A 21,794-nucleotide genomic window follows, 5' to 3' on the forward strand; every position below is an offset into this window, starting at 1 on the left:
ACCTGCGATTCCCTTTCAATACCAGTGGCAGATTTATTCCATGATCAATAAGAAAAACGCCGTGCTTACCCCGGCTGCAATGCTATTGCTACAGCCTATTTTCGCCAGCCAGGCACTGGCGGCAGAAAATAATGAAGAAAAAAGCGACACCCTGGTGGTGATGGCGCAACCCACCGGATTGACCGAGCTGGGATCGCCGGTCTCCGTCAGCGTGATCGACGGCGAAACCCTGCGCAACGCCGCGCCGCAGATTAACCTGTCGGAAAACCTCGGCAGCGTGCCGGGCCTGCAGATCCAAAATCGGCAAAACTATGCGCAGGATCTGCAGATGTCGATACGCGGGTTCGGCAGCCGTTCGATGTTCGGCGTGCGCGGGGTGCGCATGTACGTCGACGGCATTCCCGCCACCATGCCCGACGGCCAGGGTCAAACCTCCAATATCGACATCAATTCCGTCGAGCGCATCGAGGTGCTGCGCGGCCCTTATTCCGCGCTGTACGGCAACGCCTCAGGTGGGGTAATCAACGTTGACACCCAGACCGGCGCCCAGCCGCCGACGCTGGAAGCCGGCGGCTATTTCGGCAGCGACAACACCTGGCGCTACGGGGTGAAAGCGACCGGCGCCACCGGCGACGGCACCCAGGCCGGCGACGTCAACTACGCTATTTCCGGCACCCGATTCACCACTCAGGGCTATCGCGATCACAGCGCCGCGCGGAAAAACCTCGGTAACGGCAAGCTCGGCGTGCGCCTGGACGACGTCAGCACCCTGACGCTGATGTTCAACAGCGTCTCGATTGACGCCGGCGATCCGGGCGGCCTGACCGAGGCGGAATGGAAGGCCAACCCGCGCCAGGCGCCGCGCGCGGATCAATTCAACACCCGCAAATCGCTCGACCAGACCCAGGCCGGCCTGCGCTATCAGCGCCGGATGAGCGAGCGCGACGAACTGACCCTGACCGCCTACCACGGCGAGCGCCACACCACGCAATACCAATCAATCCCGATGGGGCCGCAGCTCAACCCCACCCACGCCGGCGGGGTGATCGTGCTGGAAAGAAAATATCAGGGCATTGACACTCGCTGGAAGCATGAGGATACTTTCGCATCGTTACCGGTAACACTGATCGGCGGTCTGGATTATGAAACCATGACCGAACGCCGCCAGGGGTTCGAAAACTTTATTCTGCGAGACGGCACAGTGGACTACGGCGAGAAAGGCGACCAGCGGCGCAACGAGAAGAACCGCATCTGGAACCTGGATCCTTACCTGCAAACCTCCTGGCAACTGACGCCGCACTGGACGCTGGACGCCGGCCTGCGCTACAGCACGGTCAGCTTCGACTCGACCGACTATTACATCACGCCGCGCAACGGCGACGACAGCGGCAGCAAACGCTACCACCAGTGGCTGCCGATGGGCTCGCTCAACTATAAGATCAGCCCGGCATGGAACGTTTATCTCTCCGCCGGCCGCGGCTTTGAAACCCCCACCATCAACGAGCTCTCCTACCGTCCCGACGGCCAGACGGGCCTCAACATCGGCCTGCAGCCTTCCACCAGTGATACCGTCGAACTCGGTAGCAAACTGCGCCTCGGCAACGGCCTGGTGAGCGCGGCCCTGTTCCAGACCGATACCGATAACGAGCTGGTGGTTGCGGAAAGCAGCGGCGGACGCACCAGCTATGCCAACGCCGGCAAAACCCGGCGGCGCGGCCTGGAGCTGGCGCTGGATCAAGAGTTTGCGCTGGACTGGCGCCTGCATATGGCCTGGACGCTGCTGGACGCCACCTACCGCAGCGATATGTGCGGCAAAGCCGTTTGTACCCCAGCCCAGACCATTCCCGCCGGCAATCGCCTGCCGGGCATCGCGCGCAACATGGGCTACGCCTCGCTGGCCTTTGCGCCGCCGGAAGGCTGGCATGCCGGCGCGGAGCTGCGCTACATGAGCGACATTCAGGCCAACGACGCCAACAGCGCGCAGGCCCCCGCTTACACCGTGGCCGGCGTAAACGCCGGCTATCGCTTTACCTGGAACCGCTGGGCGCTGGACGTGTTCAGCCGGGTAGATAACGTGTTCGATCGCCGTTACGTCGGTTCGGTGATCGTCAACGAAGGCAACGGCCGCTATTTCGAGCCGGCGCCGGGTCGCAACTGGGGTGGCGGCGCCACCTTGTCTTACCGCTTTGAATAAGGCAAAGCACCTTAAGGTTAAAAGACGGAATAGGTTTTACGTCACCCTAGCGGCTTCCCGCTGAAATATTAGGGAGAAACCGCGTGTTTTTTCCGATTTGGCTTAATCTCTAAATCGGGGACTTTCATTTTTGGTAAGGGTATTGCTATGCAAAATAAAGCGTCACTATCGCCGCTTATCGTCATAACGGCGCTGTTTGCCGCCCTGAGCGGGCTTTATCTGCTCGGCGGCGGCATTTGGCTGGCCAAGTTGGGCGGTTCGCTGTATTACATCATCGCCGGGCTGGTGCTGCTGGCGACCTCTTGGCTGCTGTTCCGCCGCCGCGCCACCGCGCTGCTGCTGTACGCCGTGTTCCTGTTGGGCACCACCGTTTGGGCCTTGTGGGAAGTCGGCCCGGACTTCTGGGCGTTGACGCCGCGTCTGGACGTCACCTTCTTCTTCGGCCTGTGGCTGGTACTGCCGTTTATCTACCGTAAGCTGGTCGCCAACGGCAAGTTCGCCTACGGTGCGCTGAGCGCGGCGCTGGTCATCACCGTCATTGCGCTGGCCTATGCCGTGTTCAACGATCCGCAAGAGATCAACGGCACCCTCGACGCCGCGCAGGTACAGCCTAAAGACACCACCGGCGCCGACTGGCCGGCCTATGGCCGCACCCAGGAAGGCACCCGTTACTCGCCGCTGAGCCAGATCAACGACAAAAACGTTGGCCAGCTGCAAGAGGTTTGGCGTTTCCAGACCGGCGATCTGAAGACCGCCAACGATCCGGGTGAGATCACCAACGAAGTCACGCCGATCAAGATCCGCGATACCCTTTACATGTGTACGCCGCACCAGAAGCTGTTTGCGCTGGATGCCGCCACCGGTAAAGAAAAATGGAAGTTTGATCCGCAGCTGAAGTACAACCCGACCTTCCAGCACATCACCTGCCGCGGCGTGTCTTACCACGAAACCGCTGCCGCCGCAGACGCTGCCGGCAACGCCGCACCGGCGATGTGCGCACGCCGCATCATTCTGCCGGTCAACGACGGCCGCCTGTTCGCGCTGGACGCCGAAACCGGCAAGCCGTGCCCAGACTTCGCCAACAACGGCGAACTGAACCTGCAGAGCAACATGCCGTATGCGACGCCGGGCCACTACGAGCCGACTTCGCCGCCGGTAATCACCGATAACGTGATCGTCGTCGCCGGCGCCGTGACCGACAACTACTCCACCCGCGAGCCTTCCGGCGTGATCCGCGGCTTCGACGTCAACAGCGGCAAGCTGCTGTGGGCCTTCGATCCTGGCGCGAAAGATCCGAACGCCATCCCGGCGGACGAGCATCACTTCGTGCCGAACTCGCCGAACTCCTGGGCACCGGCCGCCTATGACGCCAAGCTGGATATCGTCTATCTGCCGATGGGCGTCGCCACGCCGGACATCTGGGGCGGCAACCGCACCCCGGAAATGGAGCGCTACGCCAGCGGCCTGTTGGCGCTGAACGCCTCCACCGGCAAGCTGGCCTGGTTCTATCAAACGGTCCACCATGACCTGTGGGACATGGACGTGCCGGCGCAGCCGACCCTGGCGGACATTACCGACAAGAGCGGTAAAAAAGTGCCGGTCATCTACGTGCCGACCAAAACCGGCAACATCTTCGTGCTGAACCGCACCAACGGCGAACTGGTGGTGCCGGCGCCGGAGAAACCGGTACCGCAGGGGCCGGCCAAAGGCGATCGTCTGTCACCGACCCAGCCGTTCTCCGAGCTGACCTTCCGTCCTGAGAAGAAACTGACCGGTGCAGACATGTGGGGCGCGACCATCTATGACCAGCTGGTCTGCCGCGTGATGTTCCACAGCCTGCGTTATGAAGGCACCTTCACCCCGCCTTCCGAGCAGGGCACGCTGGTGTTCCCGGGTAACCTCGGCATGTTCGAGTGGGGCGGCCTGGCCGTCGATACCGATCGCGAAATCGCTATCGCCAACCCGATCGCGCTGCCGTTCGTGTCCAAACTGATCCCACGCGGCCCAGGCAACCCGATTGAGCCGCCGGAAGGCGACAAGGGCGGCAGCGGTACCGAAACCGGTATCCAGCCGCAGTATGGCGTGCCGTTCGGCGTCACGCTGAACCCGTTCCTGTCACCGTTCGGCCTGCCGTGCAAACAGCCGGCCTGGGGTTACATTTCCGCCGTTGATCTGAAAACCAACGACATCGTGTGGAAAAAACGCATCGGCACCGTGCGCGACAGCTCCCCGCTGCCGCTGCCGTTCAAAATGGGCATGCCGATGCTGGGCGGCCCGGTGACCACCGCCGGTAACGTGTTCTTCATCGGCGCCACCGCAGACAACTACCTGCGCGCCTTCAGCGTGACCAACGGTGAGAAACTGTGGGAAGCGCGCTTGCCGGCCGGCGGCCAGGCGACGCCGATGACCTATGAGGTCAACGGTAAGCAGTACGTCCTGATCTACGCCGGCGGCCACGGTTCCTTCGGCACCAAGCTGGGCGACTATGTAGTCGCTTACGCGCTGCCCGATCAGAAGTAACCGCCACCGGTAATACCCTGCAAAGCACGCCGCAAGGCGTGCTTTTTCTTTTTACGCCCCGCCTGATGCGCCGCCCGCAATACCCTTAATTTTTTATTTTCATTATTGATAATAATTATCATTCGCAATATTATAAGTGCGTGGCCCCGGCAGTGGCCCGCAATCCTTCTCCACCTTAATGGGCAATATGGCAGTCGGCCGCCTGCGGGCGGCCCTATTCGGAGGCGCATGGTCGACCACACGCAAAGACACCAAAAGAAGATCCTGCAAGCGGCGGTGAAAACGCGGCGCGCCGGCCTGCCGTTCGAGCCGGCTCCCCCCGTCCATTCGCCCTTTGTCGGGCTTCCCCATCAAACAGAGGCCGTGCTGGTGCACCTGATCGGCCAAGATGACCCACAGGAGCCGTCGGAATGAATGTGCAGCCTTTTACCGCCATGCTGATGTTTGCCTACGTGCTGCTGATGGTGCCGCTGCTCTACGTCATCGACAGCCGTCTGAGCGCCGGTAAGCTGGTGCGCAAAGCCACGCAAAACGTCATCATCATCGCGTTGACGCTGTTGTTCTTCAGCGCGATGACCCTGCTGTATTGACGCCGCAGCGGCTCAGGCGTAGGTCTGGCGCCTAAGCCGCGCCTTCACCCTCGCGGCCGCTCTACGGTTTTCAACCCGCCCATTCGCAGCCAGTGGTAGAGATCCGCGTTGCGTTTGAAACCCAGTTTTCTCATCGCCGCCTGTTTGTGGTTGCTGACGGTTTTCACGCTCAGGTGCAGGTTGCGCGCAATGGTGGCCTGCGGCAATTCACAGGCCAGATAGCGCATCACGTCCTGCTCATGGCGGGTAATGCCCTCGCGTTATACCAATGAGAACGGTGGCTCTCACTGCCGTTCACCCACATCGTCAATACCCGCTCCAGCGGGCCTAATACACTGGTTCATATGTCCCGCCCCGTTGAAATATTCATAAAACTAAACAAACAACACTTATATTTCACACTTGCGTGACTTGAATCACAACAAATTGTGGATAAAACCGCATTAATACTTAAATATTTTTTATGTGAAATAAGACCGCATTTCACTCATTCCGAGCAGTTCCCTTTGAACGGCTCACCACAAGTAGGGGTAATTTATGCTTTTGCAGAAAACGTTGTTAGCTTTGGCTTCCTGTTCACTATTCTCAGTCGCTGCATTCGCCCAAACACCTCCGTCCCCGTACCAAAACGTAGCCGCCTCCTCCCTGCAACCGCGACATGGTTCTCCGGCGATCCCCATCTCTCGTCAATACCAGTGCTACAAAGAGGGCGGATATTATTGGCCGGCAGACGGTTCCGGCATTCCGCAAAGCGACTGTAAAGCGGCGTATCAGCTCGTCTATCACAAGTACCTTGATAAGTCTGGGATTGTTGTGCCGAAAGAAGAAGGGAAAAAAAGCGCCATCAACAGCAAAAAAAATGCTGTCGATATTATCGAGCAGTCCAACTATCAGTTCAGGCAGTGGAATGAGGCCTCCAAGAATGTTGCTGACTACAACAATCCGGATGCCGTTAAAGCCGCCATCCCGGACGGGCAGCTTTGTTCCGCCGGTAATGTCGGCGCTGAATGGGATGAGCGTTCGAAAGTCTGGAATGACAAATCCGGTTTAGACGCTGTGACCGCCTGGCGCGCCACCGATATCCAAAAAACCAGTGAAGGCAAGATAGATATTGTCTATGACGCCACGGCGACCCACGATCCCAGCTTCTTCGAGGTTTATATCTCAAGGCCGGATTATAACGCCGCCACCGCGCCCCTGAAGTGGAGTGACCTGGTGTTGCTGGAGAAAGTCGAGAATGTCAAACCGGAAAACCAGCAATACAAATTCGCCGTAAACGCCAAAGACTATACGGGAAAACACGTTATCTACATTCGCTGGCAACGCATCGATCCTGTCGGCGAAGGCTTTTACAGCTGTAGCGACGTAAACATCAAAGGATAATCACCGTGACCGACAGCCGGTTCACTCCCTGTACCGGATTGCCGCCTCCTCCGAGGGGCGGCATAGGTCTCTCTCCTCGGCCCTGACCCGCGGATATTTCCACAGCCAGCGCCCGCTGACCATACGCCAGTAAAACAAAGCGCCGCGCACCGCCCAATCGAGGAACATCCCCAGCCAGACGCCCACCACGCCCATGCCCAGTTCAATGCCCAGCACATAGCCGGCCACCACGCGGCAGCCCCACATGCCCAGCATCGTCACCCACATGGCGAAGCGGGCGTCGCGCGCGCCTTTCAGCCCGGCGGGCAACACCCAGGAAGCGGCCCAGATCGGCATAAAGGCGGCGTTGAGCCAGATGAGGGTTTTCACTACCGTTTTTACGTCATCCTGCGAGGTATAGAACGCGGCAAAGACGCCGGCCAGCGGCGCCGTGCCCCAGGCGATGGCGCTCAGCCCGAGGGTCGACAGCCAGAAAATATGGCGCAGCTGCCGCTCCGCCTGGCCGATCTCGCCTTTGCCGAGCCGCCGCCCCACGATGATGGTCGAGGCCGAGCCCAGCGCGTTGCCCGGCAAGTTGATCAGCGAAGCGATAGAAAAAGCGATGAAGTTACCGGCGATCACGTTGGTGCCCATGCCGGCGACGAACATCTGCGTCAGCAGCTTGCCGCCGTTGAACAGCACCGATTCGACGCTGGCGGGAATGCCGATCCCCAGCACTTCCCACAGGATGCCCATCTTCAGCGGCGTGAAATAGCTTTTCAGCGTGATGTGCAGCGCCGGGTTAAAGCCGATCGCCAGCACATAGAGAATGGCGATGGCGCCGATATAGCGGGAAATCGTCAGCCCCAGCCCGGCGCCGACGAAGCCCAGCCCGTGCCAGCCGAGCATGCCGTATATCAGAATGCTGCTGATGATGATATTGAGGATATTCATGCCGCCGTTGATCAGCAGCGGGATCTTGGTGTTGCCCGCGCCGCGCAACGCGCCGCTGCCAATCAGCGCAATCGCCGCCGCCGGATAGCTCCACACCGTGGTCTGCAGGTAAGAAAGCGCCAGCGCCTTCACCTCCGGCGAGGCCGCCCCGGCGATCACATCGATGATCGATTCGCCCGCCAGATGAATGCCTGCCGCCAACAGCAGCGCCACGCCGGTCATCAAGACCAGGGACTGACGCGCCGCCGCGCGCGCGCGCCGACGATCGCGCTTGCCGAGGCTGAAGGCCACCACCACGGTGGTGCCGAGATCCACCGCGGCGAAAAAGGCGATGATCACCATGTTGAAGCTGTCCGCCAGCCCCACCCCGGCCATTGCCTCTTTACCGAGCCAGCTCACCAGAAAGGTGCTCAGCACCCCCATCAACAGAACGCAGGCGTTCTCCAGAAAAATTGGCACCGCCAGCGGCGTGATTTCGCGCCAGAACAGCACGCGGTAGCTTTTCCGTTTGGCGTACCAGGGCGTATTTTCCACGCGCTGACGCAGGGCGGCATACAGGTTCAAGGTGGGCTCGATGAATAAAAGTGAAACATCATTTCAAATGATGAGCGATAAATCGTTATCCTGCAAAGAATTTTTGGGCGCCCGCGACGAGCGCCCGAAAGGCACACCGTCGCGCTACTCCATGTAGTCTTCCTGATCGGCCTGCGCCGCCGCGATAAAGCGTGCGGTGCTGCGGCTGAGCGTGGTGCATTTGTCCGTCAGCAGCTGATTGTCCTGCTGCAGAGTCAGGTAGCGCGCCTGGGTGAGCGCCGGCAGCTGCCGATACCCTGCCGCCTGCGTATCCCAGCCGCGATGCTGCGCCGCCCGCATCGCGGTGCGTTGCAATTTGACATCGTCCGGCACATCGCTGCGCCCGCAGTCCACGCGCAGGAAGTGGCCGCCGGCCAGCATCGAAGCGATGTGATCCAACTGCGCCTGCAGCGGCGGCGTCGGTTTATGCGCCGTTTGCTGACAGCCCGCCAGCAGCAACAACGCCACCGCGCCGCAAAGAGAAGTGCGAAACTGAGTAGACATGGGAGCTCCCGGAAAACCTGTGGGTGATGCAATGATCTTAGGTGAGCGGATGCCGGGCGGCAAGGCGAGCAGCACGCGCTGCCCGCTTAACGCCGACCGCTGCTGACCTTGGTGGCGCGGGCGGGGTTGCCGGCGACGAACTCCAGCGTGGGGGAATAGTAAAACGGCAGCCAGGCGTTATAGCCGCTCTCCCACTCCCATTTGACCGGGCAGGGCCACAGCATGTCTTCATGCAGGATGTAATAGATCCACCGCCCGGGCGGACGGCGCGGTTTGCGCATTTTCATAGCGAGTACGGCGGCCTGATGGCGTGCGATAAGGTCAACTGCTGCATTTTACCGCGATTTTGGCCGCGGGGACAGCCTGGGTTGCCGAGCGAGCGTTAGCCGCCGCTCGCGGCCCCCAGCGCCACCACCCTATCCGCCGAGTCGATCGTCGATTTTCTGTGGGCGACAATCACGCGCGTGATATTCAGCGAAGATATCGCCCGGTTGATCGCCAATTCATTCTCAACGTCCAGATGGCTGGTCGCTTCATCCATAAACAGCACGCTTGGTCGCCGGTAGAGGGCGCGTGCAATAAACAGACGTTGCTTTTGCCCGCCGGAGATGCCGTTCCCCAACTCTCCGATCAGGGTTTCGTAACCCATCGGCATCTGCATGATTTCCTCGTGAATGTTGCTGTGCATCGCACAGGCCACAATCCACTCTCTATTGGCGTTGACCTCGAAGCCGCTGATGTTTTCCGCGATCGAGCCGGAGAATAGTCGGTCGTCCTGCAACACGCAGGCGATCGCATTGCGGTAGTTATTCACGCCGATTTTATGGATATCCATCATGTCGGCCAGGATCTCTCCCGAGGTCGGGTTGAGCAAGCCGCACATGACCTTCAGCAAGGTGGTTTTCCCCACGCCAGACGCCCCGACGATGGCGACGCTCTCGCCGGCGGCGATGCGGATATCCAGGTCTTTAAAGATCGGCCGAGACAGCGCGTCATATTGATAGGTGAGGTTTTTAACCTCAACGGCAACCCCCTTGCCCGGTTCGAAGACCTGCCGCGGCGCGGACTCCACCTCCGCATCGGTAAAGACGATGTCAGATATCCTCTCATTGTGCAGCGACAGCATGCGCAGGCCGATCGCCAGATCGATCAGGCTGGAAGCCCGCTGCGAGAACTGGCCTCGATAGGCGTTGAACGCCATGAACATGCCGAGCGTCATAGTATTGTCGATGACCATCATGGCGCCGAGCCAAAGTATCGCCACCTGATCGAGCGTGGTGATAAAGGTATTGATCCCGCCGAACATCATATTGAAACGGGTGATTTTGATATTGGTATTGGCGGCATCGACATTCAAATTGAGCCAATAGCTGGAGCGCGTTTCCTTGATGCCCAGCGCTTTGACCGTGGAAATACCGTACAGCGTCTCCATGAAGTGCGAGTTCGCCTTGGCCGCCTTGACGATTTGCTCCTCCGAGAATTGGCGGTAGGTGCGGTAGGTCATCATCCTGATGAGGATGTAGACCAAGGTGAAGCCTGACACCACCCAGACCAGCCAGCCGCCATAGACCATCATCATCACGAACAAGCCGACTGTCATGATGCCGTCGATGATCCCGCCGACGATATTATTGGTAAAGGTGGTTCTGATCGCATCCAATGAGGAAAACCGCGATTGGATATCCCCCAGGTGCCGTTTCTCGAAAAAGTCCAGCGGCAGCTTCAGCAGATGTTCGAACAGCGTCGTCTTCCACTGAATATCGGTCAGCGTCCCCAGCACGATGGAAATCCAGGCCCTGGCGATGCTGACCACCGCGCGAAACAGGGTGAAGAAGATCAGCCCCAAACAGATGACCGTCAGCAAGCTGTAGTCATGCGCCTGAATGACATGGTCGGTCACGAGCTGGGTCCCCACGGGCAGCAGCAGGTTGACCGACTCAATGACGAGCGATAAGGCAAAAATCTTGAGCAGCGTCCCCGGCAGCCCCTCGATGTTTTTCATCAAATCCAGCAGGCGTAAACGGGTCTTTAAGGTCTCTTGCTGAAAAGCCTTGTCGGGCCACAGCTCCAGCGCAATGCCGGTAAAATGGTTCGACATCTCTTGCAGGCCAATCACTCGGCGCCCGAAGGCAGGGTCATGAATCACAAAGCCCGCGCGCTGAACCTTAACCAGCACCACGAAATGGTTCATGTTCCAATGCAATATGCAGGGCGTTTTCAGCTGATTGATTTCATCGATGTCCAGCGACAAGGCCCGCGTCTTCAGCTGAATTTGCGCCGCGATTTGTGACAGGGTGCCCAGGGTCGCGCCCTGGGTGGAAATGCCGAATCGCTGCCGCAGGCTCAGCATATCCACATTAAATCCGTAATAAGCAGAGATCATCGCGAGGCAGGCCAGGCCGCACTCCGATGACTCCGACTGCAAGATGCTCGGCACCCGTTTACGCAGAGAGAACGTTAACTTTTCGTTGATCCGTTCAAAAAGATTATGATCCTTCATCGACTCTCCCCACCACGCTGTTTTTTATGTCATACAAAGGCGCGACCGCCCATTGATAAAGCGGTTTCTTATCCAGGAACACAATCACCCTGGCCTGCAGCCCACTGCTGATCTCCAGATATTTCCCTTTGTCGCTGAATTGCGTGTCGCTGATGGACGCCAACACTTTGTAGTAGGCGTTTCGCTCCCTTTTATTGCCGCTGCTGTATTCCGCCATCTCCTGCGGAGAAGCCGGAACCGAAGAGATGGATTCAATGCGCCCCGGAAACTGGCCGAACTTGTCCGAGGGAAAAGCCTCGTAGCGAATGTTGATGCCATCGCCGATTTTCACGTAGGGCAAACTGTTATTCGGCAGCCACAACACCAGGTAATATTTGATGTTTTCAATCGGCTTGATCTGCGCCAGGCTGCTGCCGCTCTCGACCACCTGCCCGGCGGTCACGCTCAGCGACTCGATTGTCCCCTTCAGCGGCGCCTTGATAATCACCTGGTCGCCGGCGTTGGATTCCGCCAATTGGCGTTGCAGCTCGCTGCGTTGCGATTCGCTTTGCGATATTTGATTGTCGTAATCGGCGGCGCGAATCAGCAGATCGCTGCGCAGCTGCGACAGCTGGATATTTTGCTGAATCTTTTGGCTGTTGAGCGCCTGATAGGAACTCTGCTGTTGCTGAAAGAGCGAACGCTGATAATTCAGCTGATCCTTGGTAATCAGCCCTTTCGTCAGGTAATGCTCGTAGTTTTTCAAACTCTCCCTCATTTTTTCCATGCCATCTCTGGCACTGAGGTTAAGTTTTTCCGTTTCTTTATACGCTATCTCATAGCTGTCAATCTGTTTTCTCAGGTTCTCCAGCATCGCGTCTTTGTTTTTTTTCAGCTTGCTGATGATCGAATCCAGATTGCCGATCTGCTTGTTGATTTCACCCGCGGCAATATGGCTGACGTTACCCGAGGCCGTGCTTCTGGAAACATCGATGATATAGAGCGGCTCGTCTTTTTCCACCACATCACCGGCCTGGTGAAAAGACCGATTTACATAGCCATATTGGGAAGAAAAAACGTTCGTCGAATGCGGAATGCTGATCACCTCCCCCTCGACATCCACCCTGCGCGTATATTCACAAAAATAGAGCGCGCTCGCCAAAATAAGAATAAAAACGAGGCACGTCACGGCAATCACAGAGCTGGACGCGCCGGAAATCAGCAGCGCTCTGCCGGTCCATCTTTGACGTTGATAATTGACCGCCTCCTGGCGGAAAATATTTCTGCTCTTATTATCACTCATAGGAAGACCTGCGCATGCCTGACCGGGAGACAGCCGCAGCGCGAGCGCTGCGGCCTTGGACAGCAATATTGATTTAGCTGATGGTGCCGTTAATCAGCCCATCGAGGCCTTTTTTGGAGTATTCCAGGGTGGTATCCCAGCCAACAACGGCTGCGGCCACGCCGCTGGCCACGCCACCCAGAATACCCGCAGCGACCATGCCAACGCCCTGGCCAATGGAGCCGACGCCCAGCAGACCGCCGCCGTCGCCGCCGTGCTTACCGCCGATGACGGCGCCCGCCATGCTGCCGACCGCGGCGCCCAAAGCAACGGACGAAACGGCTTCCGCGGCATTCGTGACGGCGCTGCCAATCAGGCCGGACAGCCCATTGCTCATATCCCAGGAATAGGCGCCTGACACTTCATTCATTTCGATAACAGACAGTTCTTTCATTGGTTAATCTCCATATTTAAACCGACAAACACAGCCATACATGCGTGTTGTCATTGCATTGGCATCGGCCTGCAGCGCCGGATGCCACCAATAATGCCGCGGGAAAAGACGGCATTATATTTTTGATACGGCTCCCTTAATTCTGCGTAACGGTGAATGTCATGACGGCATCGGCCTGCCCGGGGCTAATGTCCCCCGTCTGCTTATAACGCGCCATTAAGGGAATTCTGATCTCTTTTTCGGCAGCGGTGTGATAGTTAATCGGCCGGGAAAACGTGAGCGGATTACGGTTCTCGTCCAGGACTTCCACGGCAACGCCCTTTGCCGCATCAGAACCGTCGGCAATAGCGATCATGCCTACGCCCGGCGAATTTCCGGCCGCTTCAAACGTCACCTGTACCGGAATATTGTCTTCCTGGCATTGCAGGACCACGAAGAAGTTACGTTCGGAAGACACCGCGCTGCTGCCGACCCCATTAAATTCGCTGCGTTTTGGGCTGCCTAAGTCCACCGTTTGATTTTTATAATTCAAATCCACCAGGCAGCTTTTCTGAATGACCTTCATGCCGGAAATGCTCAAATCCAATACCGAGGTCGAGTCCAGATAATATCTGGCGATAATCTTCCCCCCCATATCACCGCCGGTTTTAATCGGGCCGGTTTTGATAAACGTCAGCCTGACATCATTGCGGTTGATCCACGGCGTCAGCAGGTTGGGCGAAATCGCCGTATTGAAAGGCACGTTCTTATTGCTCTGCCACAGATCCGAAATCGTCACGCCTACGCCGTCGATGCCCGTTTCAAACACGCCGGGCAGCGCACTCGGCGTCAGCGGCGACAGGGAACGATAGGCCACCGAGCCCGAGCAAAGAAAAGAAAACGTCGTGCCGCTGATGCTGTTTTCCGTACGGACTGCCAACTGTTCGCCGATTTCAATACGCGGATCCACGGCCAGCGTCAGCAACCCCATGCGGATGGTTTTCGCGTTGGTGGTACAGGTGCCGGCATACGCCACCGTCGTTAGCGTCGCCAGCCATAGCAGAGCGCCGTAACCGAATATCCTGATAAAAACGTTCATTTTCACTCTCACTTAACAAGTCATGATGGATACGGAGCGAGATCTATTGGCAAACGCCATTGAGGGTTTGGATCCCTGCGACGGGTTTCTCCGCCGGCAGTTGATAGCTGATGCGGCACTGATGCTCGGCATTTCGCCCCCACTGCACGACGAGCCGGCCTTGTTCCGCCATGCCGGAGAGATAAACCAATCCATCCCCGCCAATCAGGAACGGCTGCGCCGAATGATCCGCATCGCGGACGCTGGCCCCCAGAGGGAGAGGCACCCCATGTGGATCCGTGACTCTCATCAGGATCCTTTTGCCGACGTGCGCCTTGAAATTCGCCCGGCTTACCGCGCCGCGGGTAGGCGTGACCGACTGGTTGGTCAGCGCGAGATCGACATCATCCGGCAAACTCTCCACATCAAGACGAATCGAGTTGTTGCGATAAGGGGTGGCGTAAGGAACGATGGCATAGCCGCGCCAGTCGGTTTTCACCCCGACCTGGTTGCCGACCGCCACATCGCTGGCGCCGGCCGCCGTCACCAGGGCGGCCGTCTCGCCAAAGGGCTGGCCGAAGGTGACGCCGTCTTCGTGGGCAATCACGCCCCCTTTTACGCCATAGTTGACGCGCTGTTGGCTGCGATCGTAAGCGTATCCCGCGACGAGTTCGCCGTAGGTGGCGCGCCAGTCGAGGTTGGCGTTGCCGCTGTTGCCCTGGCCCTGATTGCCATACCCTTCCTGTACGCTCCAGTTGAGGTTGTTGCCGGCCAGCGCCGTGCCGTTGAGCCCCGCCGTATGGCTGGTATTGCCCTTTTGGCTGGTATTGAGGCTATAGGTGGCGTAGGTGTTGCTCAGCCATTTCTCCAATGGCACGCTGATATTGAAGGCAAACAGTTGGTCGCGATCGTAAATACGCCGTTGCCCCCGGTCTGAGTCACCGTAAATCGCCTGTGAATTACGGTTGTAGCTGTAGTTAAAACCGTAACTGATGCCATTCCAGCTATTGTTGTAACCCGCGCTCAGCGATTGCATGTTGCGCTCGGAATTCCAGTAATCTTCGCTGACCGCGCTGAGGGAAAGCGACCCCGCCCCCTCCCATAAATTCTGGTTGAGCGTAATCTCGGCGCGGTTTTTACGGCGGTCTGTCAGGGCGTAGCGGTTGCCGCTGCGGTAGGTGTCCAGCACTTCCTGCAGCCCATAATAGCCGCTGGTCGAATAGCGGTAGCCGGCAATGGCGAAGTTCGTGCCGGTCGCTACGATGTTTTTGCTGTAGCGCACGCGCCACGACTGGCCGTCGCTTTTCGGCTGATGTTCCTGTTTCGCCCAGGCCTGAGTCGCGTCCACCGACAGGGCGCCGAACTCACCCAGGTTTTTACCCACCCCCAAGGCCAAGGATTGATACGGGCCGGCGAACTGTCCGCCGCCATAGAGGGTAAAGCCGGCCGGCAAGCCGTAAATCAGGCTGCCCTGCGAGAAAACCTTTTTCTCCACGCTGTGATCGTAGGTGCGGTATTGGCCGGACGTCAGCGCGTATTTCAGGCGCCCTTCGCGTTGCAATACCGGCAAGCTGGCAAAAGGCACGGTCATATGCTGTTCGCTGCCGTCCGCCTCTTTGATGGTCACGTCCAAATCGCCGCTGCCGCCGGTCGGATACATGTCAGAAATCTCGAACGCGCCCGGCGCGACATAACTCTGGTAGATGACATAACCGTTTTGGCGAATGACCACCTGCGCGTTGCTGCGCGCAATGCCGCGCACCACCGGCGCATAGCCGCGCAGGCTTTCCGGCAACATGTCGTCATCGGAGGCCAGCTGCGCGCCGCGAAACGACACGCTGTCAAACACATCGGACGGACTGCTGCTTTCACCGAGTGTGAGCAAGCTCTTCATGCTGATGATATTGCGCTGGGCGTAGGTATAGACGGTGTCCCAGCGATCTTCCGACTGCCGCCCGCCACCGCCGCTGTTGTAGCTCCAGGTGGTGTAATTCCGCACCCGCCAGGCCCCCAGATTGAACCCCGGCCGCAGGTTGAGGTAGTAACTGCTCGCGCTCTGGGTAAAACGATCGCGCCCCTTGCTGTTGCTGCCGGTGAAACCGTAGTTAAGCAGCATCGCCGGCATCCCTTCGTCCCACAGTTCGGGCGGTACATAGCCGCGCACCCGATTTTCCAACGCCGCCTGGGGAATGCTCAGCACCAGCCGCTGGCGGTTAAATTGAAATTGCGCCGAGGCCTGCGGGATGGCGGCCAGATTCGCGCACTCTTCCGCGCGGTTCAATGCGGGAAACCGCTCGATCTTCACCCCGAGCCGTTGTAAATCCTCCCCCGTCAGGCAAGGCTGCAGGCCGGCTTTATCATCGCCGCCGGGCTTGATGACAAACCGAACGTCACGCGTCTCCATCAGCATGTCATTCACCCAAATATCCACCCGATACTTGCCGGGCACCTGGTTGCCGTTTTCAAACACCGACAGGTCAACAGGCTGTTGGCCCGAACGCCCCGTTTCCAGCAACGCCGGATTGAAATAGTCACGGGAAAAGGCAGGGTTGGCCATATTGCCGCATACCGCCGTGGTTGCCGTGAATAAGACGATGCGCTTCAGCCAAGCATCCCGCTTCGCTGCTCTACGCTGACGAGTTATCATTCATTAGCTCCATTATTGAATTCGTTATTCCCTTCTGCCGCCCATCCCCTGGCGGTTAAATACCTGACTGATGCTCCTTGCCGGTGCCGCCGTAGTCGTTAATTAATTTCCAACTGACCGACGACGCGCCAGAAACCGGCAATGAAAAAATTTCACTGCTCATCGGCGCGATATAAGTCACCTCTTTCATTTCGCGCCCGCCGATGCGAACATAATGAAAATTCATATAATACGGCGTGGGATTGGTGAGTTTTAATTCCTTGCCGACGCGCTGCCACGTCAACCGTTGAGTCACATCCTCGGGAACCTGTTTGAGCAACGCCGCAGGGCGATAAATCAGTTTGAGGCGCGTTTTTACCGCGATTTGCAAAGTGTTCGACTTACCCGTGAGTTCCGTCGAGGGAATGGACTTTATATTCATCCAATACAAGCTCTCTTTATCCTTCGGCAAGTCATCGCCGACGCGGACGATACGCAGCATATTCTCCTGATGCCCATCCAGACGAAATAAAGGCGGCGTAATGATAAAGGCTATCTTATCCACGCCGCTCTGTTGATTATCCAGCCAGGACTGAATTAAATAAGGTTCGTTGTCCGGGTTGTCGACGCTGATTGAGGCTTCTTTTTTTTCACCGTTAAAAATTACTCGCGTCCCACCGACAACCACACCGGCCTGCGCCGTAGAAAAAAATAATAATAAAATGAATCCCATTAGGGCACTGCAGCGATTAAACCGCATAATATTATCTCCGAGGCAATACGGCCCGCTGGAAACCAGCGGGCAAGAAAATATTATCAGTTGTAATTCAGCGTGAAGGTCGCGACGCTATTGGCTTTACCGGCAGTCACATCTGCAAGCGTGGAAATATAACGCGCGGTAAAATCAAGATTGTTTTTTACGCCGCTGCCGGAAGCCAGCGGATAGGCCGTTGAGGCCGTGTAAAGCGGAAGAACATTATTAGAAATATCAGACAGCTGGATGCCAACGCCCGTGGCGACATCCGTTTCCTGGGTCAGCTGCAATACGTTGTTGTCACCATTATCGGCCGCGCCGTCGAACTTAACGGTGGCGCTTTTTACCGTATCCGGACAATCCGTCACTTCCAGCGTAAATTTAGTCGCCGAGGAAGTGGATCCCTTGCCCCCCCGCAAATGCCGTTCGGGCCACATCGCCCAGAACAACATTTAATGGATTACTCAAGTCATTTGTGACCTTGCACGCGGCATCAACAATATTCCCGGTAAAATTAACCTGCCCGTCTGCCGCCAGGGCCGGCAAAGCACTCGAAAAACCCGCCGCAACCAATGCCAACATAATCACTTTTTTTTCCATCATGGGTACTTCTCCTTTTGATTGGACAAACTTAATAATATCCCTATCACGGCTAATCCGTGATAAGGCGAATAGGAGCTCCGCCCCTTTCACAGTTAATTATGCTTGGCTTTCCCTCTTTAGCAATACATAAAATCAATGTAAAGATGAGAAAAGATAATTACCCCGAATCGAATTGGCATCATTCTTATTTTTATTTTAAAAAAACCAAAAAAACGGCGTTTCTTGATTCATTCATCTGGCCGAAAAGGAAAGGTTTATCAGCGTGTTTCATACACCAACCACAAGATAAACCACTCATTCCCTCTTCAATGAATGTGCGTAAGGATGAATTGCCACAAAAATGAAAGACGCCGCGCGGGAGCCAATGACTGGAGAGGTTTTTGATTCTTGCAAGGACAGTGGCGCGCCGACGGCGAAACCGGATGGGGCAATAAAGGTTAAGCGTCCAGAAGAGATGAAATATGAGGGGGGGGGGATTTTCTATTAAATAAGAAAACGCCGACAATAAATCAGCGTAATAATGCTGCAGAAAGGGCGCCGCCGATCATCAACGGTTCCCTTCTGACGCAGGTTAATTCAGCGATGTAGCCGCGTTATCTTGACGTTCAATTCACAGTCAACGCTTTTCCGTCTTATTTTCAGCGGGATTAATCGTCATGGCGATAATCCTCCCCCAGCCCTCGACCCGGTAAGGTTTCACACGCCAGGCCATCGTCCGCCGGTGCGGCGATCGGGTAGCGATCGTCAGGGGTGATAAAGACCGGCGAGGTCGCGATATACCCGTCGCTAAACTCGGCTTCGATAAAGGTGGCCTCCCAACCCTGTGCAGGGGCGTTCAGCCGAAATTCACCGCGGTTCGCCTCCAGCGGCGCCGGGGTATAACGCACGCCGCACGAGTAGCGAAAATCTCGGGCCGTGCGGTTATGCGCAGTCCAGCGCAACACCCTGATCGGCGGCTCGGAAAAGCGGAGCGTGCGCAGCGCCGTCTCTGAGGCGTTGCTCTGCACCTCGATCGTCGGTAGCGCAATATCACGCTGACGACGGTTGACCAAGGCCAGAACAGCGCGTTCGGGGACCGTGCGCTCATCGCCGGCGATGGCTCGCATCGAGACCTCCCCCGGCAGCTTATTCAAATAAAACCGCGTGCTGTCGGGCGGATAGCGTTCGTCGCCGCCGGCGACGATGAAATACTTCGGCGCAGGAGGCCGCCCGCGCTCGGCCAGGGGGGGATATTCGATGGGATCTTCAATCTGCATCAGCTTGTCAAACGCCGGGGTCTCTATGCGCCGATCGATGCCCAGTTGGTAATAAGGGTGAAATGCCAAAGGCCAACGCCCGCCATACGTGCGATAGGTATGCTTCATCACCTGCCGCGCCGCGATCCCCTCAGGGAAAATGGCGGCTACGGCATCGATGCGCTCATCTGAAAGCGCCGTCAGCAAGGCCGTGGTTCCCCCCTCAGACACGCCCGCGACGATAAATTTGTCTATCTCCCACTGGCGCAATTCGCGCTGCGCCAGCGTCATGGTTTGCGACAGCGCCGCCGTCATCGGGATATGCAGCGGCATCATCAAATATTCATCGGCATCATCCAGGAACAATCGCCATCCTCTGGCCCGGCTTTCCGCCCCTGAACGGCGCCGTCCCTCATTTTGGTATTCCAGGTACGGGTAAGGCAGCCGATTGACCACCACCACCACTGTTTTGCTCTGCGCCGCCAGCGCCTCGGCGGAAAACGCCGGTTTTTGATTGCCCGACGTTCCCGGGCCGGCGGCGCTGCACGCGCAGTCTTCGCTCATCACCAGCAACGCTTTACCGGTGAATGCCCCGTTGGGAATATAAATGTCCACGTCGTGCCACCACTGCGTCGGCCGGATCGCGTCTTGCGGCGACCAGGATTGCGACATCAGCCGATAATGACGAATTTCCGTGTGTTGGCCGCTCTCCACGCTTTTTAACGAAAATGACAGGGGCAGCGTGGCCAGTTGCTGGTTATAGCAAGGGATCACCGTCTGTAATGCTGGGTGCTCATCGGCGAAACAGGCGTCTTCCTCCTTGGCCGCGGCGTACCGGCAGACGGCCAAAGCCAGCCAAATCAAGGTAATATAAGCGGAGATCTTTAACATTTTTCCCCCACGATAGTTGGCGTTGCCCCGCCCTCTCAGGCCGGCGCGGCGGCAAACGGGCATCAACAGCCTCACGAGGCGTGATGAAATAATATCGGGTAGCCGAAGCTGTCTTTTTCGAACATCACATCTTTCTCGTTTTCCCCCACCAGCACGCTATAAATGCGGTTCTCCTGATAACGACTCATGGCGACGTAGAGCACGGCCTCGCGATGATCCGTCAGGGTGAACTGCCTGCGCTTGGCAGTAATTTCCAACGTAAACGCCACCACGGGATTGTTGTTTAAAAACACCGCGGTCTGTCTCATAGACAGGATTCTGGCCTGCGCTTTCTCCGCGACCTGAAAGGGGGTGGCGTCACTGGGGTAGCGGATATCCATCTTCTTTTGGATATAGATGACGTTAAACACCGCCAATGCCACCGCCACAAAAAGATTGATAACCATAATCAGCATGATTTTATTTGCCATTCATCCTCCCGCCCCGTTCCCTGCACCGCGCTCGCGGTTGATTTAAAAGTGCCCTTGCGGGCACTTTACATTAGAGGCTCAAGAGGATTTGCGGCCAAACAACTGTGAGAACGCGCTAATCCCGGCATCGATGACGGCGCCAATGCCTTCACCGAGTTTTGCGCCGGCGTTTGACGCATCCGCATGGATACCGAAAAGACCGGTGCCGGCATCCACGATGGCGCCAATACCCGTACCCAGGATTTTGCCGGCGTCGGAAGCGATGCCCGCGCCGGATACCGCCATAACTTCTGCTTCAGTCAGTTCTTTCATACTCGCTCCTTTGCATTAATCTAACGTGTTCCGTTTTGAGAAAATGAAACCCTCACTGTTCGTTCACCTCCTTTTGTCTGCCAATAAACCTCGCCCGGTGAAAACGTCAGAACAGACCGAATTCACGACAGAGATAGTCTGCGACGCCATTGCGGCTGTTGGGCAACGCCACCGGATTCAACGGCAGAGCGCGTTTCAATTCGCTCATGGCATTGCCCATGACCACGCCCGTTCCGGCCCAGCGCAGCATGTCCAGATCGTTCATCGCATCGCCGAAAGAGAGGCAATCGCGCATCGCTATCTGTTTGGAATTCAAATAGTCGGCCACGCTTCTGGCCTTGGAAATATGCTTATCCATGATGTCTATCGTTTCCGTGGAGGACTTACAGATGGACAGCGTTTTTCCGAAGGCCTGGTTGACCTGGTCAAAGAGCGTCTCGATCGGCGCCGCGTCGCCATGCACCAGCACTTTCAATATCCGCTGCCGCTTCATGGCCTCAGGCTCGACATAGCGGCAGGCCACGCCCGACGTTTTGACGTAGTCAGAAAAATGCGGGTTCTCTTCGGCCATCATCCAGCCCTCTCGGGTGAACAGGGTCACGTGGAACGGGCTGGCGAATAAAAAATCGATCAGCCCGGTTTGCAGCTCTGCGGGCAAAAAATAGCTTCTATCCGCCGCCGCCTGCCCTTCGATGTTGACCATCGCGCCGTTGCAAGAAACGATCACCGGCGAGAACCCCAGCCCATCCACGATCCCGCGCGCATCCGCGTCGCAGCGCCCCGTTGCAATGACGATTTCCAACCCCCGACGCTGTAAAATGTTGAGCGTTTCCACCGTCACATCGGATAAATTCCCGGACGGATCGAGCAAGGTGCCGTCAAGATCGCTCACGATCGCCCGGTACTTTATTTTGCCGTCGACTGCCAGCCACAT

20 protein-coding genes and 1 pseudogene are annotated in these 21,794 nt (G+C 57.4%); 5 read left to right on the plus strand and 16 right to left on the minus strand.

The genetic code is table 11. The features are described from left to right. The first annotated feature begins 40 nt into the window (after positions 1–40). Positions 41–2,194, plus strand: coding sequence for a TonB-dependent receptor PqqU (pqqU, locus tag C3F38_RS18370; protein WP_055316450.1), 2,154 nt, complete (start codon positions 41–43; stop codon positions 2,192–2,194). A 147-nt stretch (positions 2,195–2,341) separates the two neighbouring features. Next, entirely contained in the window at positions 2,342–4,714 is a 2,373-nt protein-coding gene (locus tag C3F38_RS18375) for a glucose/quinate/shikimate family membrane-bound PQQ-dependent dehydrogenase (protein WP_038872207.1), read from the plus strand. Here C3F38_RS18375 and C3F38_RS26765 read toward each other — a convergent pair. Continuing rightward, entirely contained in the window at positions 4,705–4,836 is a 132-nt protein-coding gene (locus C3F38_RS26765; RefSeq protein WP_255411646.1) for a hypothetical protein, read from the minus strand. The genes C3F38_RS18375 and C3F38_RS26765 overlap by 10 nt on opposite strands. A gap of 106 nt (positions 4,837–4,942) precedes the next feature. Here C3F38_RS26765 and C3F38_RS18380 point away from each other — a divergent pair, with 106 nt between their 5' ends. Together C3F38_RS18380 and C3F38_RS18385 are read left to right on the plus strand one after the other, a co-directional pair. After that, a complete protein-coding gene (locus C3F38_RS18380) occupies positions 4,943–5,128 on the plus strand; it encodes a hypothetical protein (protein WP_047730349.1) in 186 nt (61 codons plus the stop codon). Beyond that, complete coding sequence (locus tag C3F38_RS18385; RefSeq protein ID WP_038872213.1) at positions 5,125–5,304, plus strand: hypothetical protein; 180 nt, start codon at positions 5,125–5,127, stop codon at positions 5,302–5,304. The genes C3F38_RS18380 and C3F38_RS18385 overlap by 4 nt, the downstream gene beginning before the upstream one ends. Before the next feature lie 44 nt (positions 5,305–5,348). Here C3F38_RS18385 and C3F38_RS18390 read toward each other — a convergent pair whose 3' ends face one another. Beyond that, positions 5,349–5,531, minus strand: a complete 183-nt coding sequence (locus C3F38_RS18390) for a LuxR C-terminal-related transcriptional regulator (RefSeq protein ID WP_038872216.1) — start codon at positions 5,529–5,531, stop codon at positions 5,349–5,351. Positions 5,532–5,841: 310 nt separating this feature from the next. On the opposite strand from C3F38_RS18390, the gene C3F38_RS18395 reads away from it, so the two are divergent. Further along, the gene (locus tag C3F38_RS18395; RefSeq protein ID WP_038872219.1) at positions 5,842–6,687 is read left to right on the plus strand and encodes a lytic polysaccharide monooxygenase; all 846 of its coding nucleotides are present in this window, start codon (positions 5,842–5,844) and stop codon (positions 6,685–6,687) included. 21 nt (positions 6,688–6,708) lie between these two features. Here C3F38_RS18395 and C3F38_RS18400 read toward each other — a convergent pair whose 3' ends face one another. The 14 genes and pseudogenes from C3F38_RS18400 to C3F38_RS18465 form a co-directional block, all read right to left on the minus strand. Next, positions 6,709–8,184 carry an EmmdR/YeeO family multidrug/toxin efflux MATE transporter gene (locus C3F38_RS18400; protein ID WP_055316453.1) on the minus strand — a complete coding sequence of 492 codons (1,476 nt, stop codon included), beginning with the start codon at positions 8,182–8,184 and terminating at the stop codon, positions 6,709–6,711. Positions 8,185–8,298: 114 nt separating this feature from the next. Next, the gene (gspS, locus tag C3F38_RS18405) at positions 8,299–8,697 is read right to left on the minus strand and encodes a type II secretion system pilot lipoprotein GspS (protein WP_038872224.1); all 399 of its coding nucleotides are present in this window, start codon (positions 8,695–8,697) and stop codon (positions 8,299–8,301) included. An 86-nt stretch (positions 8,698–8,783) separates the two neighbouring features. Beyond that, on the minus strand, positions 8,784–8,984 hold the full coding sequence (locus tag C3F38_RS18410) for a hypothetical protein (protein ID WP_016927170.1): 201 nt from the start codon (positions 8,982–8,984) through the stop codon (positions 8,784–8,786). 95 nt (positions 8,985–9,079) lie between these two features. Further along, a complete protein-coding gene (locus tag C3F38_RS18415) occupies positions 9,080–11,197 on the minus strand; it encodes a peptidase domain-containing ABC transporter (protein ID WP_038872229.1) in 2,118 nt (705 codons plus the stop codon). Beyond that, a complete protein-coding gene (locus tag C3F38_RS18420; RefSeq protein WP_038872232.1) occupies positions 11,184–12,479 on the minus strand; it encodes an HlyD family secretion protein in 1,296 nt (431 codons plus the stop codon). The genes C3F38_RS18415 and C3F38_RS18420 overlap by 14 nt, the downstream gene beginning before the upstream one ends. 73 nt (positions 12,480–12,552) lie before the next feature. Next, positions 12,553–12,912, minus strand: a complete 360-nt coding sequence (locus C3F38_RS18425) for a hypothetical protein (protein ID WP_038872235.1) — start codon at positions 12,910–12,912, stop codon at positions 12,553–12,555. A 136-nt stretch (positions 12,913–13,048) separates the two neighbouring features. After that, on the minus strand, positions 13,049–13,990 hold the full coding sequence (locus C3F38_RS18430; RefSeq protein ID WP_038872238.1) for a fimbrial protein: 942 nt from the start codon (positions 13,988–13,990) through the stop codon (positions 13,049–13,051). A gap of 43 nt (positions 13,991–14,033) precedes the next feature. Then, positions 14,034–16,616: a fimbria/pilus outer membrane usher protein gene (locus C3F38_RS18435; protein WP_038872241.1), complete on the minus strand. Its 2,583-nt coding sequence runs from the start codon at positions 16,614–16,616 to the stop codon at positions 14,034–14,036. Between the two features lie 55 nt (positions 16,617–16,671). Beyond that, positions 16,672–17,355, minus strand: coding sequence for a molecular chaperone (locus C3F38_RS18440; protein ID WP_055316456.1), 684 nt, complete (start codon positions 17,353–17,355; stop codon positions 16,672–16,674). 56 nt (positions 17,356–17,411) lie between these two features. Further along, positions 17,412–17,952, minus strand: a pseudogene (locus C3F38_RS18445) (fimbrial protein). Positions 17,953–18,599: 647 nt separating this feature from the next. Beyond that, complete coding sequence (locus C3F38_RS18450; RefSeq protein WP_055316464.1) at positions 18,600–20,078, minus strand: PhoPQ-activated protein PqaA family protein; 1,479 nt, start codon at positions 20,076–20,078, stop codon at positions 18,600–18,602. Positions 20,079–20,149: 71 nt separating this feature from the next. Next, positions 20,150–20,548, minus strand: a complete 399-nt coding sequence (locus C3F38_RS18455) for a hypothetical protein (RefSeq protein ID WP_038872252.1) — start codon at positions 20,546–20,548, stop codon at positions 20,150–20,152. Between the two features lie 78 nt (positions 20,549–20,626). Next, complete coding sequence (locus tag C3F38_RS18460) at positions 20,627–20,860, minus strand: hypothetical protein (RefSeq protein WP_038872255.1); 234 nt, start codon at positions 20,858–20,860, stop codon at positions 20,627–20,629. Positions 20,861–20,966: 106 nt separating this feature from the next. After that, entirely contained in the window at positions 20,967–21,794 is an 828-nt protein-coding gene (locus C3F38_RS18465) for a Cof-type HAD-IIB family hydrolase (protein ID WP_038872258.1), read from the minus strand.

It is taken from the genome of Serratia sp. SSNIH1 (assembly GCF_002935055.1).
GTDB lineage: Bacteria > Pseudomonadota > Gammaproteobacteria > Enterobacterales > Enterobacteriaceae > Serratia > Serratia nevei.